This is a genomic window from Streptomyces albofaciens JCM 4342, from assembly GCF_008634025.1.
In the GTDB taxonomy this organism is placed as follows: Bacteria; Actinomycetota; Actinomycetes; order Streptomycetales; family Streptomycetaceae; genus Streptomyces; species Streptomyces albofaciens.
This window is the reverse complement of the sequence record NZ_PDCM01000001.1, coordinates 19,510-35,518: the sequence shown is the minus strand read 5'-3', so window position 1 is coordinate 35,518 and position 16,009 is coordinate 19,510. Positions and strand designations below refer to the sequence as shown.

Annotated in this window: 24 protein-coding genes and 1 pseudogene; 6 read left to right on the top strand and 19 right to left on the bottom strand. The window is 69.6% G+C overall.

The window, feature by feature from the left end; genetic code table 11:
• Positions 1-16: 16 nt before the first annotated feature.
• The 14 genes from CP973_RS00235 to CP973_RS00170 form a co-directional block, all read right to left on the bottom strand.
• Positions 17-484, bottom strand: coding sequence for a hypothetical protein (locus CP973_RS00235; protein ID WP_150236525.1), 468 nt, complete (start codon positions 482-484; stop codon positions 17-19).
• Positions 481-816, bottom strand: coding sequence for a hypothetical protein (locus tag CP973_RS00230; protein ID WP_244409209.1), 336 nt, complete (start codon positions 814-816; stop codon positions 481-483). The genes CP973_RS00235 and CP973_RS00230 overlap by 4 nt, the downstream gene beginning before the upstream one ends.
• Before the next feature lie 125 nt (positions 817-941).
• On the bottom strand, positions 942-1,415 hold the full coding sequence (locus CP973_RS00225; protein ID WP_150236522.1) for a single-stranded DNA-binding protein: 474 nt from the start codon (positions 1,413-1,415) through the stop codon (positions 942-944).
• 2 nt (positions 1,416-1,417) lie between these two features.
• Positions 1,418-1,930, bottom strand: coding sequence for an HNH endonuclease signature motif containing protein (locus tag CP973_RS00220; RefSeq protein WP_150236520.1), 513 nt, complete (start codon positions 1,928-1,930; stop codon positions 1,418-1,420).
• 127 nt (positions 1,931-2,057) lie between these two features.
• Positions 2,058-2,228 carry a CinA family protein gene (locus CP973_RS00215; protein WP_150236518.1) on the bottom strand — a complete coding sequence of 57 codons (171 nt, stop codon included), beginning with the start codon at positions 2,226-2,228 and terminating at the stop codon, positions 2,058-2,060.
• Positions 2,225-2,704, bottom strand: coding sequence for a hypothetical protein (locus CP973_RS00210; RefSeq protein ID WP_150236516.1), 480 nt, complete (start codon positions 2,702-2,704; stop codon positions 2,225-2,227). The genes CP973_RS00215 and CP973_RS00210 overlap by 4 nt, the downstream gene beginning before the upstream one ends.
• A complete protein-coding gene (locus tag CP973_RS00205; protein WP_150236514.1) occupies positions 2,701-3,393 on the bottom strand; it encodes a zinc finger domain-containing protein in 693 nt (230 codons plus the stop codon). Before CP973_RS00205 ends, CP973_RS00210 begins: the two co-directional genes overlap by 4 nt.
• The gene (locus tag CP973_RS00200) at positions 3,390-4,346 is read right to left on the bottom strand and encodes a mucin-2 (RefSeq protein WP_150236512.1); all 957 of its coding nucleotides are present in this window, start codon (positions 4,344-4,346) and stop codon (positions 3,390-3,392) included. Before CP973_RS00200 ends, CP973_RS00205 begins: the two co-directional genes overlap by 4 nt.
• A gap of 68 nt (positions 4,347-4,414) precedes the next feature.
• Positions 4,415-5,032 (bottom strand): hypothetical protein, encoded by a 618-nt coding sequence (locus CP973_RS00195; protein WP_244409208.1) that lies wholly within the window; start codon positions 5,030-5,032, stop codon positions 4,415-4,417.
• On the bottom strand, positions 5,029-5,598 hold the full coding sequence (locus CP973_RS00190; protein WP_150236508.1) for a hypothetical protein: 570 nt from the start codon (positions 5,596-5,598) through the stop codon (positions 5,029-5,031). Before CP973_RS00190 ends, CP973_RS00195 begins: the two co-directional genes overlap by 4 nt.
• Positions 5,595-6,716 carry an ERF family protein gene (locus CP973_RS00185; protein WP_244409207.1) on the bottom strand — a complete coding sequence of 374 codons (1,122 nt, stop codon included), beginning with the start codon at positions 6,714-6,716 and terminating at the stop codon, positions 5,595-5,597. Before CP973_RS00185 ends, CP973_RS00190 begins: the two co-directional genes overlap by 4 nt.
• On the bottom strand, positions 6,713-7,090 hold the full coding sequence (locus CP973_RS00180) for a hypothetical protein (protein ID WP_150236506.1): 378 nt from the start codon (positions 7,088-7,090) through the stop codon (positions 6,713-6,715). The genes CP973_RS00185 and CP973_RS00180 overlap by 4 nt, the downstream gene beginning before the upstream one ends.
• Positions 7,087-7,488 carry a hypothetical protein gene (locus tag CP973_RS00175; protein WP_244409206.1) on the bottom strand — a complete coding sequence of 134 codons (402 nt, stop codon included), beginning with the start codon at positions 7,486-7,488 and terminating at the stop codon, positions 7,087-7,089. Before CP973_RS00175 ends, CP973_RS00180 begins: the two co-directional genes overlap by 4 nt.
• A 69-nt stretch (positions 7,489-7,557) precedes the next feature.
• Positions 7,558-7,746, bottom strand: a complete 189-nt coding sequence (locus CP973_RS00170; RefSeq protein WP_150236504.1) for a hypothetical protein — start codon at positions 7,744-7,746, stop codon at positions 7,558-7,560.
• A gap of 427 nt (positions 7,747-8,173) precedes the next feature.
• On the opposite strand from CP973_RS00170, the gene CP973_RS00165 reads away from it, so the two are divergent.
• The 4 genes and pseudogenes from CP973_RS00165 to CP973_RS00150 form a co-directional block, all read left to right on the top strand.
• Positions 8,174-8,659, top strand: a complete 486-nt coding sequence (locus CP973_RS00165; protein ID WP_244409205.1) for a helix-turn-helix domain-containing protein — start codon at positions 8,174-8,176, stop codon at positions 8,657-8,659.
• Positions 8,660-8,722: 63 nt separating this feature from the next.
• Complete coding sequence (locus CP973_RS00160) at positions 8,723-9,052, top strand: hypothetical protein (protein WP_244409204.1); 330 nt, start codon at positions 8,723-8,725, stop codon at positions 9,050-9,052.
• Entirely contained in the window at positions 9,049-10,791 is a 1,743-nt protein-coding gene (locus tag CP973_RS00155) for a recombinase family protein (RefSeq protein WP_150236502.1), read from the top strand. The genes CP973_RS00160 and CP973_RS00155 overlap by 4 nt, the downstream gene beginning before the upstream one ends.
• A gap of 74 nt (positions 10,792-10,865) precedes the next feature.
• Positions 10,866-11,573, top strand: a pseudogene (locus CP973_RS00150) (AMP-binding protein); the annotation flags it as partial.
• 93 nt (positions 11,574-11,666) lie between these two features.
• Here the strand turns inward: CP973_RS00150 and CP973_RS40600 are convergent.
• From CP973_RS40600 to CP973_RS00130, 5 genes are all read right to left on the bottom strand, one after another.
• A complete protein-coding gene (locus CP973_RS40600) occupies positions 11,667-12,068 on the bottom strand; it encodes a hypothetical protein (RefSeq protein WP_244409917.1) in 402 nt (133 codons plus the stop codon).
• Between the two features lie 22 nt (positions 12,069-12,090).
• On the bottom strand, positions 12,091-12,987 hold the full coding sequence (locus tag CP973_RS00145) for a JmjC domain-containing protein (RefSeq protein WP_150236498.1): 897 nt from the start codon (positions 12,985-12,987) through the stop codon (positions 12,091-12,093).
• Positions 12,988-13,072: 85 nt separating this feature from the next.
• The gene (locus CP973_RS00140) at positions 13,073-13,300 is read right to left on the bottom strand and encodes a DUF397 domain-containing protein (protein WP_150236496.1); all 228 of its coding nucleotides are present in this window, start codon (positions 13,298-13,300) and stop codon (positions 13,073-13,075) included.
• Positions 13,301-13,598: 298 nt separating this feature from the next.
• The gene (locus CP973_RS00135) at positions 13,599-13,799 is read right to left on the bottom strand and encodes a DUF397 domain-containing protein (RefSeq protein WP_150236494.1); all 201 of its coding nucleotides are present in this window, start codon (positions 13,797-13,799) and stop codon (positions 13,599-13,601) included.
• Between the two features lie 11 nt (positions 13,800-13,810).
• Positions 13,811-14,665 carry a helix-turn-helix domain-containing protein gene (locus CP973_RS00130; RefSeq protein ID WP_150236492.1) on the bottom strand — a complete coding sequence of 285 codons (855 nt, stop codon included), beginning with the start codon at positions 14,663-14,665 and terminating at the stop codon, positions 13,811-13,813.
• 240 nt (positions 14,666-14,905) lie between these two features.
• On the opposite strand from CP973_RS00130, the gene CP973_RS00125 reads away from it, so the two are divergent.
• Both CP973_RS00125 and CP973_RS00120 read left to right on the top strand, forming a co-directional pair.
• A complete protein-coding gene (locus tag CP973_RS00125) occupies positions 14,906-15,352 on the top strand; it encodes an ATP-binding protein (protein WP_150236490.1) in 447 nt (148 codons plus the stop codon).
• Positions 15,349-15,558 carry a hypothetical protein gene (locus CP973_RS00120; RefSeq protein ID WP_150236488.1) on the top strand — a complete coding sequence of 70 codons (210 nt, stop codon included), beginning with the start codon at positions 15,349-15,351 and terminating at the stop codon, positions 15,556-15,558. Before CP973_RS00125 ends, CP973_RS00120 begins: the two co-directional genes overlap by 4 nt.
• Positions 15,559-16,009: the final 451 nt, after the last annotated feature.

The window sequence follows — 16,009 nt, the reverse complement described above, 5'->3', positions numbered from 1 at the left end:
GTGGTTGCTCCGGTGGTCAGTGCTGGTGTTCGTGGGTGCCGTGCCCGTACACGGCCCGGTACGCCGCGAGTTGTTCCTCGGCGTCCAGCGCGCGTTGGCGGATGTCGGCTACGTCCTCGACGATGCCGCGGCGGGGGCCTCGGACTTCGCCGACGGCGGCGGCGTGCATGGCGGCGATCTGCTGGCACGCGGCGGCGTGGTCGGCCGCATGGCGTGCCGCTTCGGCCTCGGCCTCGACGATGGCGGCCTCGGCGGCGGCGAGGCGCTGCTGTTCGCGGCGTACGGCGGCCTGCTGTCCGCCGGCCTCGGCACGGTAGCGGTCGGCTTCGGTGATCTCGGCCTCGACGTGGGCACGCAGTAGGGCGGCCTCGGCGGGGGTGAGGGTGCCGTGACGCTGGACGCGGGAGAGCAGCACGAGCAGGCTGTCGCGGCGGGCGGTGCGCTCGGCGGTGCGCTGCTTGCGGTCGGCGCGGCGGCGGCTCATCGGGTGACCTGCTCGTCGAGGTCGGCGGCGTGCTGGTCGAGGCGTCGGCGGATGGCCTGCATTCCGGTGAGCAGGCCGCGGGTGCGGCGGGTCACGCCGTGCTCGTCGCGGTAGTCGTCGATGTGCTGGCGGGCGAGGGCGGCAAGTTCGCGGGTGTGAGCGGCGAGCAGGATACGGGCGGTGGCGAGGGCGCGCTCGGGGGTGAGCGAGGTGCAGCCGAGCAGGATGTCGCGGAGCGTGAGCAGGGCTAGCGAGGCGGTGCCGGCGTTGAAGTCGAGGGCGTCGCGTACGTCGTTGACCGTGAACGGCTCGGCGTCGGCGGTGCGGGTCATGGGGCGTGGCTCCTGTCTCGGGGTGGGTGGGGACGACGTGGGTTCGCGGTGTCGACGGTGAACACCACGTCGTGCGCGCGCGGGGCGGCCCGCGACCGGACGTGCGGCCGGCCGCGGGCCGCTGATCAGAACGGGGCTTCGTCCCTGTATCCGCCCGTCGACCACTGGTCGGCCGCGGGCTGCTGGGCGTAGCTCTGGGACTGCTGGCCGTACGGCTGCTGGGCTCCCTGGGCGCTACCGGCCTTGGTCACGACGGCGGTTGCGCGGAGCAGGGACGGGGCGACCTCGTCGGCCTGGATCTCGTACGAGGAACGGGTCTTGCCTTCGCGGTCCTCGTACTGGCGCTGAGTGAGGCGGCCAACGACGATCACGCGGGTGCCGCGCTGAATCGATTCTGCGACGTGCTCGGCCTGCTGGCGCCACACGGCCACGGAGAGGAACAGCGGCTCGCCGTCCTCCCATTCGTTGGCCTGGCGGTTGAACTTCCGGGGGGTGTTGGCCATGCGAAAGTTGCAGACCGGAGCGCCGGACGGGGTAAAACGCAACTCGGGATCGGCAACGACGTTGCCGACCATCGTGATTGTGGTGTCGCCACTCATGGTTACGCGGCCCTTTCGAGGGTGGGGGCGGTCGGTCGAATCGGTGTGACGGAGGCGAGGGGGGCCTCGCGTTTTGCGGCGCGGGCGGCGCGGGCGGACGCGTTCTTGCACGTCCGGCATTTCCGTGTCCCGTTCTTCGCGCGGACGGTGTTCGCCTGGTCATAGGGGTGGCCGGCGGGGCAGTGCGTGACGGCGGCGCGGGCGGCGACGTGGTTCGTCGACCGAAGGATGTTGGTGCGGTGGGTGACGGCGTCGAGGTGGGCGGGGGCGACGCATTCGCGGCGGCGGCACCGGTGGTCAACCTCAAGACCTGTCGGTATGGGCCCGTGGGCCTGCTCGTAGGCGTAGCGGTGGGCCTTGACGGTGTGGCCGTCGACCCAAAAGGACCCGTAGCCCTTCTCGTTGGTGGCTCCGGCCCACAGGTGGCAGGGGCCGGGGCAGTCTCGGCGGAGTGACCAGGGGCCGGCGGTGGTCACCTTGGCGGCGAACCGTGCGGCCGGGGTGGGCCGGTCCATGGATGTACCTCCGTCGGGATGTAGTCGTTCTACATGTTCTTTCCGTGAATGGTTCGCACCATCCATGGATGGACCATAGCGCGTAGGGGGCGGCGCATCCCGCTTCAATTACCGCCCCCGGCGCGGGTTACGCGGCTGCTGGGGGGCCGGTGGGGGATTCGGCGAGCGTGATCGTCCAGCCCTGGGCCGTCAGTTCTTCGACGACCTGCTCGGCCACGTCATCGCAGTGCAGCAGCTCGTCGCGCTGCGCGGTCTCGACGGCGGCGCGCACGACCGCGCGGGCGGCGGCGGGGATCATCGCTGCGCCCCGGTGACGTGCCGGGCGTCACGGCGTCCGCACTGATCGCGGGCGACCGGCGGGCGCACCATCAACCGGGCGAGGGCGTCGCGGTCGCGCGCGGCCTGCTCGGCGGCGGCGACCCGGGCGGCCTCGGCCGCGGCGGCGGCCCGCTGCTCCTCCTCGATGCGCCGGCGCTCCTCGTCGGCGGCCCGGCGACGGTCGGCAAGCAGTGTGGGCCCGTCGACCTCGTACAGCGTGCGCCACTGCCCATGTCCGCGGTGCTCCTCGACGATCACGTATGCGCCCTTGTCGGCCATGTCGCGGGCGATGCGGCGCGCGGCGGCGCGGTCGCTGGTCGGCTTCACCGCGGGATGGTCCGGCCGCTGGTCCCACGATCCCGTGACGAGAAACCCGCGGGTGTTCTTCGTGCGGTCGGGCGTGGTTCCGCGGCGGCGGTGCGGTATGCGGTCGGGGTGCTTCTTGTTGCGGTTCATGCGGCCGACTCCTGGGCGTAGCGGCGGGCGGTGGCGAGGTCGAGACGCGAGGGGTGCGCGGTGCGGCGCGGATGGCGGCGGCGGTTCACACACGGCGTTCCGGCGCGGGCGCGGCACTGCTCGTACGGGCACGTCACGTCGAGCGGGTCGGGCAGATCGGCGGTGGCGAGGCGTTCCCGCTCGGCCTGGCGCGGGCGGTACGGGGCGAGGGCGTCGCGCACGGTCGTGGGCACGTAGTCGCCAAGTGCGGCAAGGCGTTCGGCGGCGGCCTGCTCGCGCTCCTCGCGGGTGCCGCCGGTCAACTCGCGGTACGTCGCGGCCGGGGCGGTGCCGGTGGCGACGGCGTGCCGGGTGGCAACCAGGGCGGCGCGGTACGCCTCGGGGTCGTCCGGGTCGACGGCGGGCACGGGGTCGTGATGCCGGTCGACCACGTCGCGGCGGAAGGCGTGCCACGGGCGCGACACGTCGCTCGGCTTGATCGGATACGGGCTGGTCGCGATGTGGTGGCGTACGACCTGCGCGGCATCCCACGCGCGGCCGGTCGGGTGCGGCGCGGCCGGCGGCACGTCGGCGAGCAGGTCGGCCCACTGATCGAGGGTTTCCGCGGCGGCGGATTCGTCGGTGGGCGCGCTGCGCGGGTCCAACTTGGCGGCGTAGGCGAGCAGGGCAGCGACTTCACGGCGGTTCACTGGGCGTGCTCCTTGGGGTTTTCGAGGGCGGCGGCGAACAGATCGGCGGCGCGGGCGCTGCGGGTGGGGCGGGCGACGGCGAGGGGGATCACGTCGGCCCCGGGCGAGGTCAGGCCCCCAGCGGGCACCGGGGGGAGCGCGGACCAGCCGGGCAGGAAGTACCGGGCGGAGCGCGGGCGGGAACGGGCGCGGCGCCACTGCTCGCGGGCGTGGTCGACCAGGGCCGGGACCGCGGTGCGCTTCACGATCGCTTCGAGGCGGAACCACTCGGGGGAGGTGAGCGACCACTCGACGACGACGCCCGCGGCGGTGAGCGCGTCGCGCAACGGTCGGATGTTCACCGGAACGGCGGGGGTCGAGTAGCTAGCTTGCTGTACCTCCGTAGGAGGTACAGCGGGTCGGGCCGGGTCGGGTCGGGGGGACCGTGACGCCTCCGGCACGTCACGGTGTGACGTAGGCGCCTGACCTGTGATGTCATCCGGAAACGCGATCTGATTCGCGGACGGTTCACCGTTTTCCGGCGCCGGATCGTCATCGATTCGCGGACGATTCGCGCTCGAATCGGAGCGATTACGCTCCTGGTTCCGCTGCTCGGCGGCCCTCTCGCGGGCCCGCTGCTGACGCTCGGCGGAGCGTGCGCGCTCGCCCTCGACCTTGGCGCGGGTGGGGTTGTAGATCAGGAAGTCGTGCATGAAGTAGTCGCCGGGGGCCGGCTGCTTGCACTTCGGGTGCGGGCACGTGTGCCCGTGCTCATGCCACAGACCGGCGGCGACCAGCTTGCGGGCCTGCGGGGCGGTGCCGTAGAGCTGGGCGACGACACCCGGCACGACGCCCTCGGTGAGGTGCTGGGCGGCGTAGGCGCCGGCCTTGACCCACAGACCGACGGCGGCGTTACCGGCCTTGAGCGTCTTCGGGTGGCCGTAAAACGTGTCGTCGACTTTGAACCACGTCACGGGGGTTGTGCTCCTTGGGTGGGCGCCCGGGGCGAGGGGCGCAGCGGCTCGGCCTCGCCCCGGGGCGGTCAGGCGGCGGTGTAGAACGGGCGGGTGTGGGCGGGCTGGTGCTCGTCACACCGCGGGCCGCACGGGTAGGGCCGGGCCGGGCGGGCGCCGCAACCGGGGTTGCCGTGCTCGCATCGCGGCATCTGGTTGCACGCGTCGCAGTACCGGCGGCCGTCGGCACGGTGGCGGCCGTGTACGGCCTGGTCGTGCTCGCACGACGGGGCCTTGTGGGTCATGCCCTTGACGGCGGCGAGGGCCGCGCGGTCGCGCTGCCGGGTGGCCCGGTCGTCGACGTGCTCGGGGGCGCAGCACCGCGGCACGTCGCACGTGGGCCGCACGGTCCCGACGGGGGCGCGGCCGGTCCGCAGGATGAACGCGGCCTGATAGGCGGTGTAGTTCACGCCGCGGTGGCGAAACCTTCCTGCACCGGACGCGGTGCGCGTGCCGGTCCACTCCTGGTGTCCGCCCTCGGTGGCGCGGGTGCGCGCGGCGAACGCCTCGGCGAGACCTGGCGGCACGGGCGCCGGCGCCTTCGCGGAAGCCTCCTCGACGGCGAGCTGTCCGGGCACGGCATCGATGGGGGCGGAGTCGAGCAGACGGCGGGCGGCGTCGAGGCTGACGACGGTGGGGGTGCTCACTGGCCACCCCCCGCGGTGATCGCGGCGAACTGCCGGGCGAGGGCGCCGGTGCGCCATGCCTCGGCCGTCGCGTCCTTGCCGCCCGTGCGCCACGTCAGGGCGTGGGTGCGGGCGCGGGTCGGCTTGATGACCACGCCCGGCACGTCGTGTACCTCACCGGTCGTGCGGTCGGCGATGCGCGCGGCGCCGGCGGCCTGCATTTCGGCGATCAGCTCGGCCAGGCGCCACGGCTTGACGGTGCGCACGATGCGGGTCTCGGTCCACTCCTGATCGGGCCACGTCTGACGCAGCCATCGGGCGAGGGCTTCCTCGTCGGTGACCACGGGCCCGGTCTCGCCCTTGCGCAGAGAGATCGTGGCGACCTGCTCGCCGCCGGGCAGGGTGGCGGCGATCCGCTCGACTCCGTCGCGCGTGGCGGCGTCGTCGAGGGCGCGCTGCATCCGGGTCCGTACGTTCTTCTTGGCGGCGGCGACGCGGGCCGCGAGCAGGTCGAGGGCGGCCTCTTCGAGGGCGAGGTCACGCAGGGACGCGACCGGCTGCTCGGCGGTCTGCTGCTCGGCGGTCATGCGCTCGCCCCCTTCGCGGCGTCGAGCAGGTCGTCGCGCATCTCGCGTATCTGCTCGACGGTGGCGGCCTGCGGGGCGCATTTGTGGCGGGCGCTGAACAGCTCGTCGACCTCGGTACGGTCGGACACCCCCGCCGTGCGGGCGGCGTCGTACAGCTCGCCCAGCGCGGCGGCCTGCTCCTGGTCGACCGGCTGCTCGGCCGGCGTGGCGCCCTGCGTCCACTCCATCGCCTGGCGCGGTGCGTCGGCGATCGGGCCGGGCTGCGGCGCGGCGGGCTGCTGCTGTTGGGCGGTCGCCTGCTTCTGTGCGGCGATCTGGTCGAGGCGGGCGAGGTAGTCGGCCGGGGCGCCTGCCTTGGCGGCGGCGGCGCGTACGGCGGCGAACTGCTCGCGGCTGGTCGCCTGCTCGGCCTCGGCGAGGTAGTCGCGGCGCGGACTGGTCGGCCGCTGCTGGGCGGGCGGCTGCTCCCACGGCCCGGCCTCGGCGCGGGTGCTGCGTCGCGGCTGCTGCTGGCGCTGCTGCCCGCGCTGCTGGCGCCGGTCCTGGTTGCGCTGCTGGCGCTGCGCCTGCTCGGCGCGGTGCTCGGCCGGCGGCTCGGGGTGGTGGCGGTCGCCGTCGTCGATGCTGCGCCCGTCCACCGGCAGCATGAACAGCGTGAACAAGAGGTACTTGAGGGCGGCCGACTGGGCCTTGTTGGTGCTCTTGTCGGCGTAGTCGAACGCTTCGCCCGGCACGTCGGCAACCAGGCAGTCTCCCGCGGGCCCGTACACGCGGTACCGCATCGTGATCAACGTGCGGGTCATCTTCCCGTCGCGCTGCTGCTGGTGCTCTGCGATCGTCGGCAGGATGAACACGCCATGCTCGCGCATCGGGCCGGCCATGGCGGACATCACGTCGTCGATGCCGCGGAAGGAGTAGTTCTGCTGTTCGTTGCGCCGGTCCTTCCCGACCGGCATAGCGGCGCGCATGACGGCGTTGATCGCGGTGAACACGCGCGGTGCGTCCGCCGGGGCGCTCTCGGGGGCGGGCACGTACACCACGTCGGGCGTGCGGGCCGGGACCGAGGGGGCGGTCGTGCGCGGGTCGGTAAGGGCGGTGGGCAGGGTGGTGACGGTCACGTGCGCGGACTCCGGTTCGTGCTGGTGTGGCGGATGTGAGCGGCGAGGCGGGTGATTCGGCCGGCGAGGGTGACGGCCTGGTCAGGGGCGAGCAGGTCGTCGAGGCTGGCGGCGCCCGGCGCCTCGGCGAGCAGGGCCTCACGGCTCCCGTCGGCGGCGGCGGCCCGCATGGCGCGCTCGTACTCGGGCATGTCCTCGCTCACCACGGCGTGATCAAGGCGCACGACGGCGGCGGCATGCGCGGTAAGCAGGCGGCCGACGGCGTCGGCGTCCTCGGCGTAGGCGAGGGCGAGGTCGTCGAGCAACTGCTCGGCGCGGGCGGCGATCGGCAGACGGACGGCGCGGCCGTCGGCGGAAAGCTGGGGTCGGATCATCGGCGCGACTCCGGGGCGTCGAGGCCGAGGTCGGCGGGCGCGGCCGGTTCGTCGAGGGTGAGGTCGCCGGTGCGGGCGTCGTAGGTGTACGGCCGGGTCCAGTCGGCGCCAGGAAACATCCGACGCAGCAGGCCGCGGGCGGCGCGGTGCGCGGCATGGTCGGCGGTGGCCGACTGGCCGAGGGCGTTGTCGAGGGCAACCCACGTCGCGAGACGGGGCCGGCCGTCGCGGTCGGTCCGTACGGGCACGGTCCGCACGTGGACCGTGCCGGGCGCGATGGCGTCGAGCTGCCGGGCGATCACGTCGCGGCGGGCGAGGCGGCGGCGCGCGGCCCGTGCGCCCTGAACGGCGAGGGCGGCGCGGGGCAAACGGGGGCGGGTACGGTGGGCGGTGTTCACGATCGGTGCCTTTCTGGGCGGTCGTGACGCGGGCCGTTCGGCGGCATCCGGGCGGCCCGCTCGGGGATCTCAGGCGGCGATGCGGTGCGCGTCGGCAGATCGCTTGCGCTGCTCGCGTTCGAGGCGACGCATGATCAGCTCGACCTCGGCGGGCAGGCGCCCGGCGGCGCGGTCCATGTCGCGGCGGCGGCGTGCGGCGTCGAGCACGCGGCGCGCGTTGGCGATGGCCTGCTCGCGGGGGATCACAGCGGCACTCATGCGGCCACCCGCTTAAGCAGGTGACCGGCGCTCACGCCGTAGTGCTCCTGAACTGCCGCGGCTACAGCGGCACTTGGCGCGGTGTGCCCGCGCCACAGGCGCCACGCCGTATTCCGCGCAACCTTCAACCTCTTTGCCGTGTCAGACGGGGTGAGGTCGCCAGCCTGCCGGGCAGCGGTGATCAACAGAGTCCGGTCATACACGAGTCTGCTCCCTCCATGGTCGGAAACCTCCGTCCATGGATGGAACGTAGCACAGGAGTGCGACACCGTGCAGTCGTCGGGATCATGAAAAACAAACCGGGCGGTTCGCTTCATATGCCATTGACAAGTGCTTGCCGTCCCCATCAGAATCGGTCGCACGTTCGATCGAGATAGGGGGGAACCGGCATGTATCGGACACCGGCCACCCCTGGCCGAAAGCGCCCATGCGCACGACCATCCATGCGCGGTATGTTCCATCCATGGAACATAGGTCCGTGCGCGGTAGCGAGCGCACATCTCCCGAACAGTTCGCCGCCTGGCTGCGGAAGCAACTGGAACGCCGCGGCTACGACCTGCGGCCCAGAGGCGGCGGGCAGACCCGATTCATCAAGGACAGCGGCCTAAGCGCCGGCACCGTAAGCCGAATGCTCAGCGGGCAGACCACCACCGAAACCCGCACCCTGCAACAACTCGCCGACGCCCTCGACCTCCCACTCGGCGAAGTCCTCGTTGCGGCAGGAATCCTCAGCGCCGGCGAACTGGAAAACGTCCGATCACCTCAACCGCGCCACACCCCCATGACGCCCGAACAGGCCGCTGACGAACTGGGCATCGTCGACCCCCACAAACGCGAGCTATTCATCAACATGACCGAGACCCTGCAACGTCAACGAGCCACCAACGGCGGCACACACACCGCCGAGAACTAGCAGCACAACCGCACGGAGGCACCCCCAGTGAAGAACCGAATCCCGGCCGCAACCGCCCCCGCCTTGCTCGCAATCGGGCTCGCATTGGGCGTCGTCGGGCTGCTCGTCGACAATGACGACGCGTGGCAGGTCGGGCTGTTCATCGTCATCACTGCCGTGCCCCTGCTCATCACCCGCGCTGTACGCGACTCCCAGCGCGTCACCGCCGACCAACTCGCGGAAGCGGACAACGCCGGATACCGCCGCGCCCTCGAACACGTCGCGCGCGGCCTCCTCGACCAGCACACCGCGCCCCCGAAAGGCGGGCGACCCTGCCACGTCGAGCAGGTCGCGGGCAACGTGATCACACTGCGCCCGCACCACACCGACCGACCCGAACGGAAGGCACAGTGAGCGACCTGCACATACCACCCACATTCCGGAGCGCACCGGGCACCGGCGACGCCTGGATCGGGTACATCCGCGTCTCCACGTGGAAAGAGGAGAAGATCAGCCCCGAACTGCAAGAGGCAGCAATCAGGGCATGGGCGGCGCGCACCGGCCGCCGCCTGCTCGAACCGATGGTCGTTGACCTCGACGCGACCGGCCGGAACTTCAAGCGCAAGATTATGAGCGCCATCGAGCGCGTTGAATCCGGCGAGGCGCGCGGCATTGCCGTGTGGCGATACTCCCGATTCGGGCGCAACCGAACGGGCAACTCCGCCGCCCTCGCGCGTCTTGAAGCCGTCGGCGGCGAGCTGGAATCGGCGACAGAACCCGTCGACGCCCGAACTGCCGTGGGCGAGCTGCAACGAGAAATGATCTTCGCGTTCGGCAACTTCGAGAGCAACCGCGCCGGCGAACAGTGGCGCGAGACCCACGAATTCCGCATCAAGAACCAGCTACCGGCGACCGGGCGCCCGCGCTTCGGGTACACCTGGCATCCGCGCCGCGTACCCGACCCGTCCATGCCGGGCGGATGGCGCCTGCAAGAAGAGCGGTACACCCTTCACCCCGACTTCGCGCCCATCGCCGAAGAAATGTACGAGCGGAAGCTCGCCGCCCCAGTCCCTCAAGGGCTTAACACCATCGCCCATTGGCTCAACGAAGAACTGGCCATCCCAACGACCCGCGGCGGCCTGTGGCACACCAGCACAATCGCCCGATACATGGACAGTGGATTTGCGGCGGGACTGCTCCGTATGCACGACCCGGAATGCCGGTGCGGATACGGCACAAACCCGAACATGAGCAAGTGCCCCAATGGGCGAATCCTGTTCGTGCCCGGGGCACAGCCGAAGATCATCGAGCCGGACGTATGGGAGGAGTACAAAGCCCACCGCGCCCAATCCAAGAAGATACCGCCCCGCGCCCGCAAGGCCACCTACACGCTTAGCGGCCTGACCGCTCACGGACGATGCCGATACCACATGAGCCACGCCTCAGACACCGTGAAAGGCGTGCAGATACGCGGGCACTGGCTCGTGTGCAGCCGACACAAGAACGTGTCGAAACTGGCCTGCCCGGGCGGCATCAACGTGAAGCGGGAACAGGCGGAAGACGAGGTTTTCGACTGGCTCGGACGGGAACAGCTCGCCGCCGACATCGACGCCGCCCCCGCGACACCGAGCGACACCGCGCCACCCGTCGACCCGCGCATCGCACACCAGCGCGAACGTGACTGGATCAACCGGGAGTTGAAAAAGGTCGACGACGCCCTCGACCGGTTGGTTGAGGACAACGCACTGAACCCGGAAAAGTACCCGTCCGACTCCTTCGCGCGCGTACGCGACAAATGGCTCGGGAAGAAAGGAGCGTTGACCAAGCAACTAGCGGAGCTGGGCGCGGTCGAGGCACTGCCGGCGCGCTCCGACTTCCGCGAAATGATCGTCGGCCTGCTTGAAGAGTGGGAGACGTTCAAGCCGATCGAGCGGAATGCGATGCTGCGGCAGCTCGTACGCCGGGTCGTCTTCCACGACATCCGAGACGATGAGGGCAAGCTGAAGTCCGTACGTGCCGAGATCCATCCTGTCTGGGAACCCGACCCATGGGCCCCCAAGAGGATCTGCCGCGGGCCGTTCGGCACGCGCCCCGACTGGTCCCCCGCCGACCTGTGGAGCCGCGCCGCCGACCGCGAAGCCGTAGCGGGGTAGTGACATACCGCGAGGAACACCAGCACAATCGCCAGGAACTTACCCGCGCGTAGCAAGGCGCAAGGAGGCTCCCGGTGCAAAGCACGATGCAAGACGTACCCCTGCTGGTCTCACGGATCTTGACCCACGGGTCAACGGTCCATGGCCAAGCTCAGGTAACCACTTGGACAGGCGAGGGTGATCCCCGCCGCCGCACCTACGCCGAAGTGGGCGCCCGGGCCGCACAGCTCGCGCACGCACTCCATGACGAACTGGGAGTGCGAGAGTCGAGCGTGGTGGGAACGCTCATGTGGAACAACGCCGAGCACCTGGAAACGTACTTTGCCGTTCCCTCCATGGGGGCGGTACTGCACACCCTCAACCTGCGGGTACCTGCCGAACAACTGGTGTGGATCGCCAACCACGCCGCAGACCCCATCATCATCGTGGATGGCAGCCTGCTGCCACTCCTCGCGCCGTTGCTGCCGCACCTGCCGGCCGTACGGCATGTGGTGGTCAGCGGCCCCGGGGACCGCTCAGCCCTCGACGGTGTCACTGCCACCGTGCACGACTACGAGCAACTGATCGCCGACCGACCAACCTCGTACGACTGGCCCAAGCTGGACGAACGAGCAGCCGCCGGCATCTGCTACACCTCCGGGACCACCGGAAACCCAAAGGGCGTGGCCTACAGCCATCGCTCGATCTACCTGCACTCCATGCAGGTCAACTGCGGTGATGCTTTCGGCCTCACCGCGCGGGATGTCTGTTTCCCTTTGACACCCATGTTCCACGTCAGTGCGCGCAAAGGGGGGCCACCGGGGGGTGATACCGCGCCCAGCGAAACGCGGCGCCCCCGTCGGGGAAGTCTCCGGCGGGGGCGTCGTCGTACGCCCTCACGGTGTTGGGCAGGGGGGCGGGGAGTCGTCGGCGTACATGTGCCGTTTCGGGCGGGGGCAGGCGATCAGCGCGCGGGACGCGAAGTCTTGGCGCGTCGTGTACCAGCCCCACACCACGTCCTTCTGTACCTGCTCGCCGAGGCGGGCGCGGGCAGCTCTTAGCCGCTCAGGGATTGGGATTCCCTCGGCGTCAACTGGCTGGTTCTGTTTCAGTTGCGTCTCCAACCACCCCACGGCCTGGTCGATGTCGAAGAACGTCGCTTCGATGCTGCGGGGCGGCCGACGTAGCCAGTCCTCGACCAGGAACGGGGGGAAGTCCGCGGGGGCCTGCCCTTGGCGGACTGCACCGTCGGGGTAGGCGCGGCCGGTGTAGGTATAGGCGTGCCAGTGCTGCGTCACGTGGGCTCCCTGGGCGAGCGGGTCAGGGTCGGAGGGCGGCGCCTCGGACGTACTTAACCGCGTCTTCCGGGTCCATGAGCAGCAAAGCCCCAATGAGGTACTCGCGTGCCTGCTTGATGGCGGACAGGGTGTCACCCATGAGGGTGGTGGGCGGCAGTTCCTCGCGCATCTGTGGGTCTTGGAGGGCTCGCTGAACGAGGTCTTCGGCGATCTGCTGTGTGAGCCACTGGTGCGTCCGCTCTTTGAACGCGACGGTGATGTGTAGCGAAGTCTCGTCTCCCTCGGTGTAGGGCGAGTGCACGTATCCGCGGGGGAGCCACAGCACGTCACCGGGGGCGAGGGTGAAGCTCAGGGCCGGCGGAGTGGTGGCGAGGTAGCGGAGCTGTTCGGCCGTGAACCCGGTGAGGTGGAACGATCCGTACTCCTGTACAGGGGCCTTGATGAATGGACGATGGCAGGGCCACGTCTTACGGCCGGCGAGTTGCAGAACGAGCGTGACGTAGGGGTCGAAGTGGTATTTGAGGCCCTGGGCGCCGGGCGGGGTGAGGTAGGCGTTGATGTGTACCCCGTAGCCGGTCTCGTGGCGCAGTTCCTCGTAGAGCCTCGCTACGGCCGGTTTGAACTGCTCCAGCTCGCGTAGGGAGATTGAGCCGCCATCGGTGATGTGCCTACGCACGGTGTTGCGGCGAGGCATCCCCGGGTCGTTGGGGTCGTGGTACTCCCACGCCTCGAAGATCCGCCCCTGTTTGAGGAGAACCACGTTCCGCATGGCGAGGCAGTTGGAATCGATCAGCTCGTCTACCTCGTCGAGCGTCAGTAGATGCTGGAACGTGTCGGGGGCGCGGTGGAAGGTGAGCGGTTCGTGCGGCCAGTGGGCCAGGACTTCGGCGGGGTTGTCGATCAAGTCGCTTAGCGGCATGGGCCTGCTCTTTCTCGTCTGTGCGGACGAGGTGGGGCACCCCCGAAACTTTCGGGGGTGCCCCCGGGGAGCGTTGAGGCTGGTGTTAGCCGTGCTGCTCCATCCACTTTCGAGCGAATGCGGTGATTTCGTCACGGCTCATGCGCAGTTCGCGGCCGGCGCCCTCGGGCTTGGAGTCGCGGAGGGCGTATCCGCCGCCGTGCAGCTCGGATACGGTGATGCAGCTTTCCATCGAATCGTCACCCTCGTCCCCGCCGCCACACAGGGCGGCGAAGGGGCCGACGGCCTGCCTCTCGTACAGATTGTCGCTCATTGGGTCCTCCTAATGCACTGCTCGTTCAGTGCCAGGACTTGCAATGCGTGTAGCCCCTTCCCCCAACCTGCTAGGACAAAAGGGAAGGGGCCTTCACGGGCCCTCATGCCATGCGGCATTGAGAGACGCACGCCGAACCCTGCATTGCGGGATGCGGTCTCGGAACGGCGACGCACGACGAACGTAGCGCGACTATCTTCGTCGGACAACCCTGCTCCGGGGCAGAATTGTTTCCCTACTCATGATGAATGCTCCCCGCCGACTGGCGAGGAGCTGCCTACCTTGACGTTTGCGGGATTCAGTGGGCGCGGTGATCCAGGGCGCCCAACTTGACGTGCCGGATGAGAGCGCCAAGGTTGTCCCGAGTTAGGGTCGCAATGACGTTCGGGTCGTCACTCTCTCGGAGGAAGATCGAACCGGTTGCCTCGGCGATCTCAACGCACTGCTCACCCCCGCCACCAGAAAAGGAAGACTTCTGCCATATCAATTTCGAGTCCATTCTCGGTGTTCTCACAGTTCTCTTGCGATGTGGTGGATGAAACTGCGCGAGTCGTCCGGGTTAAGTGACGCACGCTCGGCTGTATCGAGCAACAGGCGGTACCGGTCCAGATCGGCGGCCGCATCCAAGAATCGACCGCCGAAAGGGGTGTCGAGGTGGATCGTGTCCAACTGCGGGACTGGGCCACCGGCGTACATCACCGTCTGAGTGACCTCAACGAAATCATCGCTGCTAAACGGAATCACGCGCAGGGTGATCTCTGGCCGGTGGGACACCTCAAGCAGTCGTTCCAACTGCTCCTTGGCTACCTTGCGCCCACCAATGCGCATACGCAACGCAGCCTCATGCACGATGGTCTGAAACGGTGGCGGCGTTTCGCGGGCGAAGATCACCTGGCGGCGCATCCGGTGTTCGGTGCGGGCGTTGACCTCGTCAGCCGGCAGTTCGGGCAGTACACCGGCGAACAGGGCGCGTACGTAGTTCTCGGTCTGTAGGACGCCAGGGATGGTCACCGGCTGCAAGCAGCGGAGGCTCGTGGCGTGGTGCTCCAACTCGGCGATGTCGAGGAAGCCGGGCGCCAGGATGCCGCGGTACTCGTCCCACCAGTGTTGGCCGCGATGCTCGCGCGCTATGGCGCAAAGCGCGTCGACGAGCGCGGTGTCGGTGCAGGCGTAGAGCACGGCAAGCCGCCTGATGCGGTCCTCGCTGATGCCGACCCTGCCCGCTTCGATGTGGCTGATCTTCGCTTGGTCTGTCGAGATGAGGCCAGCAGCCTCCCGGGCTGTCTTGCCTGCGAGGTCGCGCATCTTTCGCAGCTCGGCACCAAGACGCGTTTGGCGTGCGGTCGGGTTGTCCCTTGGCGGCATGGCACCTCTTTCGGCTCGCCCACAGTGTCCCGCGTAATCGTGCACCTGGTCCACGGGGCGAACCAACCTGGGGGCCAATATTGTCCCGGGGCATTTTTGGCCCTATGGTCCGTGGTAGTACCGCGCAGCACGCCGGTAAACCCGCAGTGCGGTCGCTCGCGCACGCCTTCAGACGTGCCCCGGGGAGCGGCAGGGCCACGGTGGCGCGCAGCGCGTAAGACCGCGTTGGGAGACGTAGTGATGACTCTCGCACCCCCGGCACCACCGCCCGCACCCCCCGAAGCGCACCGCTCGTTCCGGTTCGATCTGCCCAGCGGAGACACCGCGCCCAGGATCGCCCGGACCGTGGTGGAAGACCTGCTGACCCTGACCGACGCCGACGAACTCGCCGCCGACGCAAAGGCGCTGGTTAGTGAGCTGGTCACGAATGTGTATCAGCACACCCGAACGGCCGTCGTACGGCTCGACGTTGCCGTGCATCCGAACTCTGTGCGCGTGGTCGTGTGGGACGACGCCCCCGGTAGCCGACTCCTCAGCCTGCGCCCCCTGCACGACGACGTAACCGGGCGCGGCCTGCTGCTCGTTGACGCGTTCGCGTCGCGCTGGGGCGTCTACCAGCCCAATGTCGAGGAACGCCGACGCAAGGGCGTGTGGTTCGCGATCGACCGAAAGGACGCTGCCTTATGAGGCGCCTTGCCGAGGCGGTCGCAGAACCGCCGGTGTACGTGACCTATGTGGAGGGCGACCCGCGGCCGGTGTGGCTCCACATCAACGACATGCAGCACCACGCCGAGTTAAGCGTCGAGCGCGCGGTCGAGCTGCTGCAAGAACTCGCCGAAGTGCTCGGACAGACCATCTTCGACCCGTCGGTGCACCAGGTGATACGGCCGTGAATGGCACACACCTGGTCTGGGGCCTGTTCATCATCGGCGTGTGCTGCGCGGCGGCTGTCCTGCTCATCCACTGGGCAACGTGGCCGGCCCCACTGCGCGGCGTCACGCCCCCGCCGCCTGATCGGCGCGGGTACCTCTACACCTGCCATTGCAGCGCGTACGACGGACCCGTGCGGATCTTCATCGACGTGGACGACGAACCACGCCGCGGCCGGGACCGGCCGCCCACACGCCACCGCGTCCGCTCGTCCCATGCCTTCCCAACGCGGCGGCGGGTGGACAGCGGCGGAGAGGGGAGCGAGTGTGCCCCCTCGCCGGTAGCCGAACAGGCATACCCGCGAGGTGATGAAACCCCCTCTGACGGGCCCGCCGGCCACAAGTCGGCGGGCCCGCCGCATGTCTGGGAACGCAAAGAGCGCCCCCGCTCCGGCGCATGGCCGGAGCGGGGGCG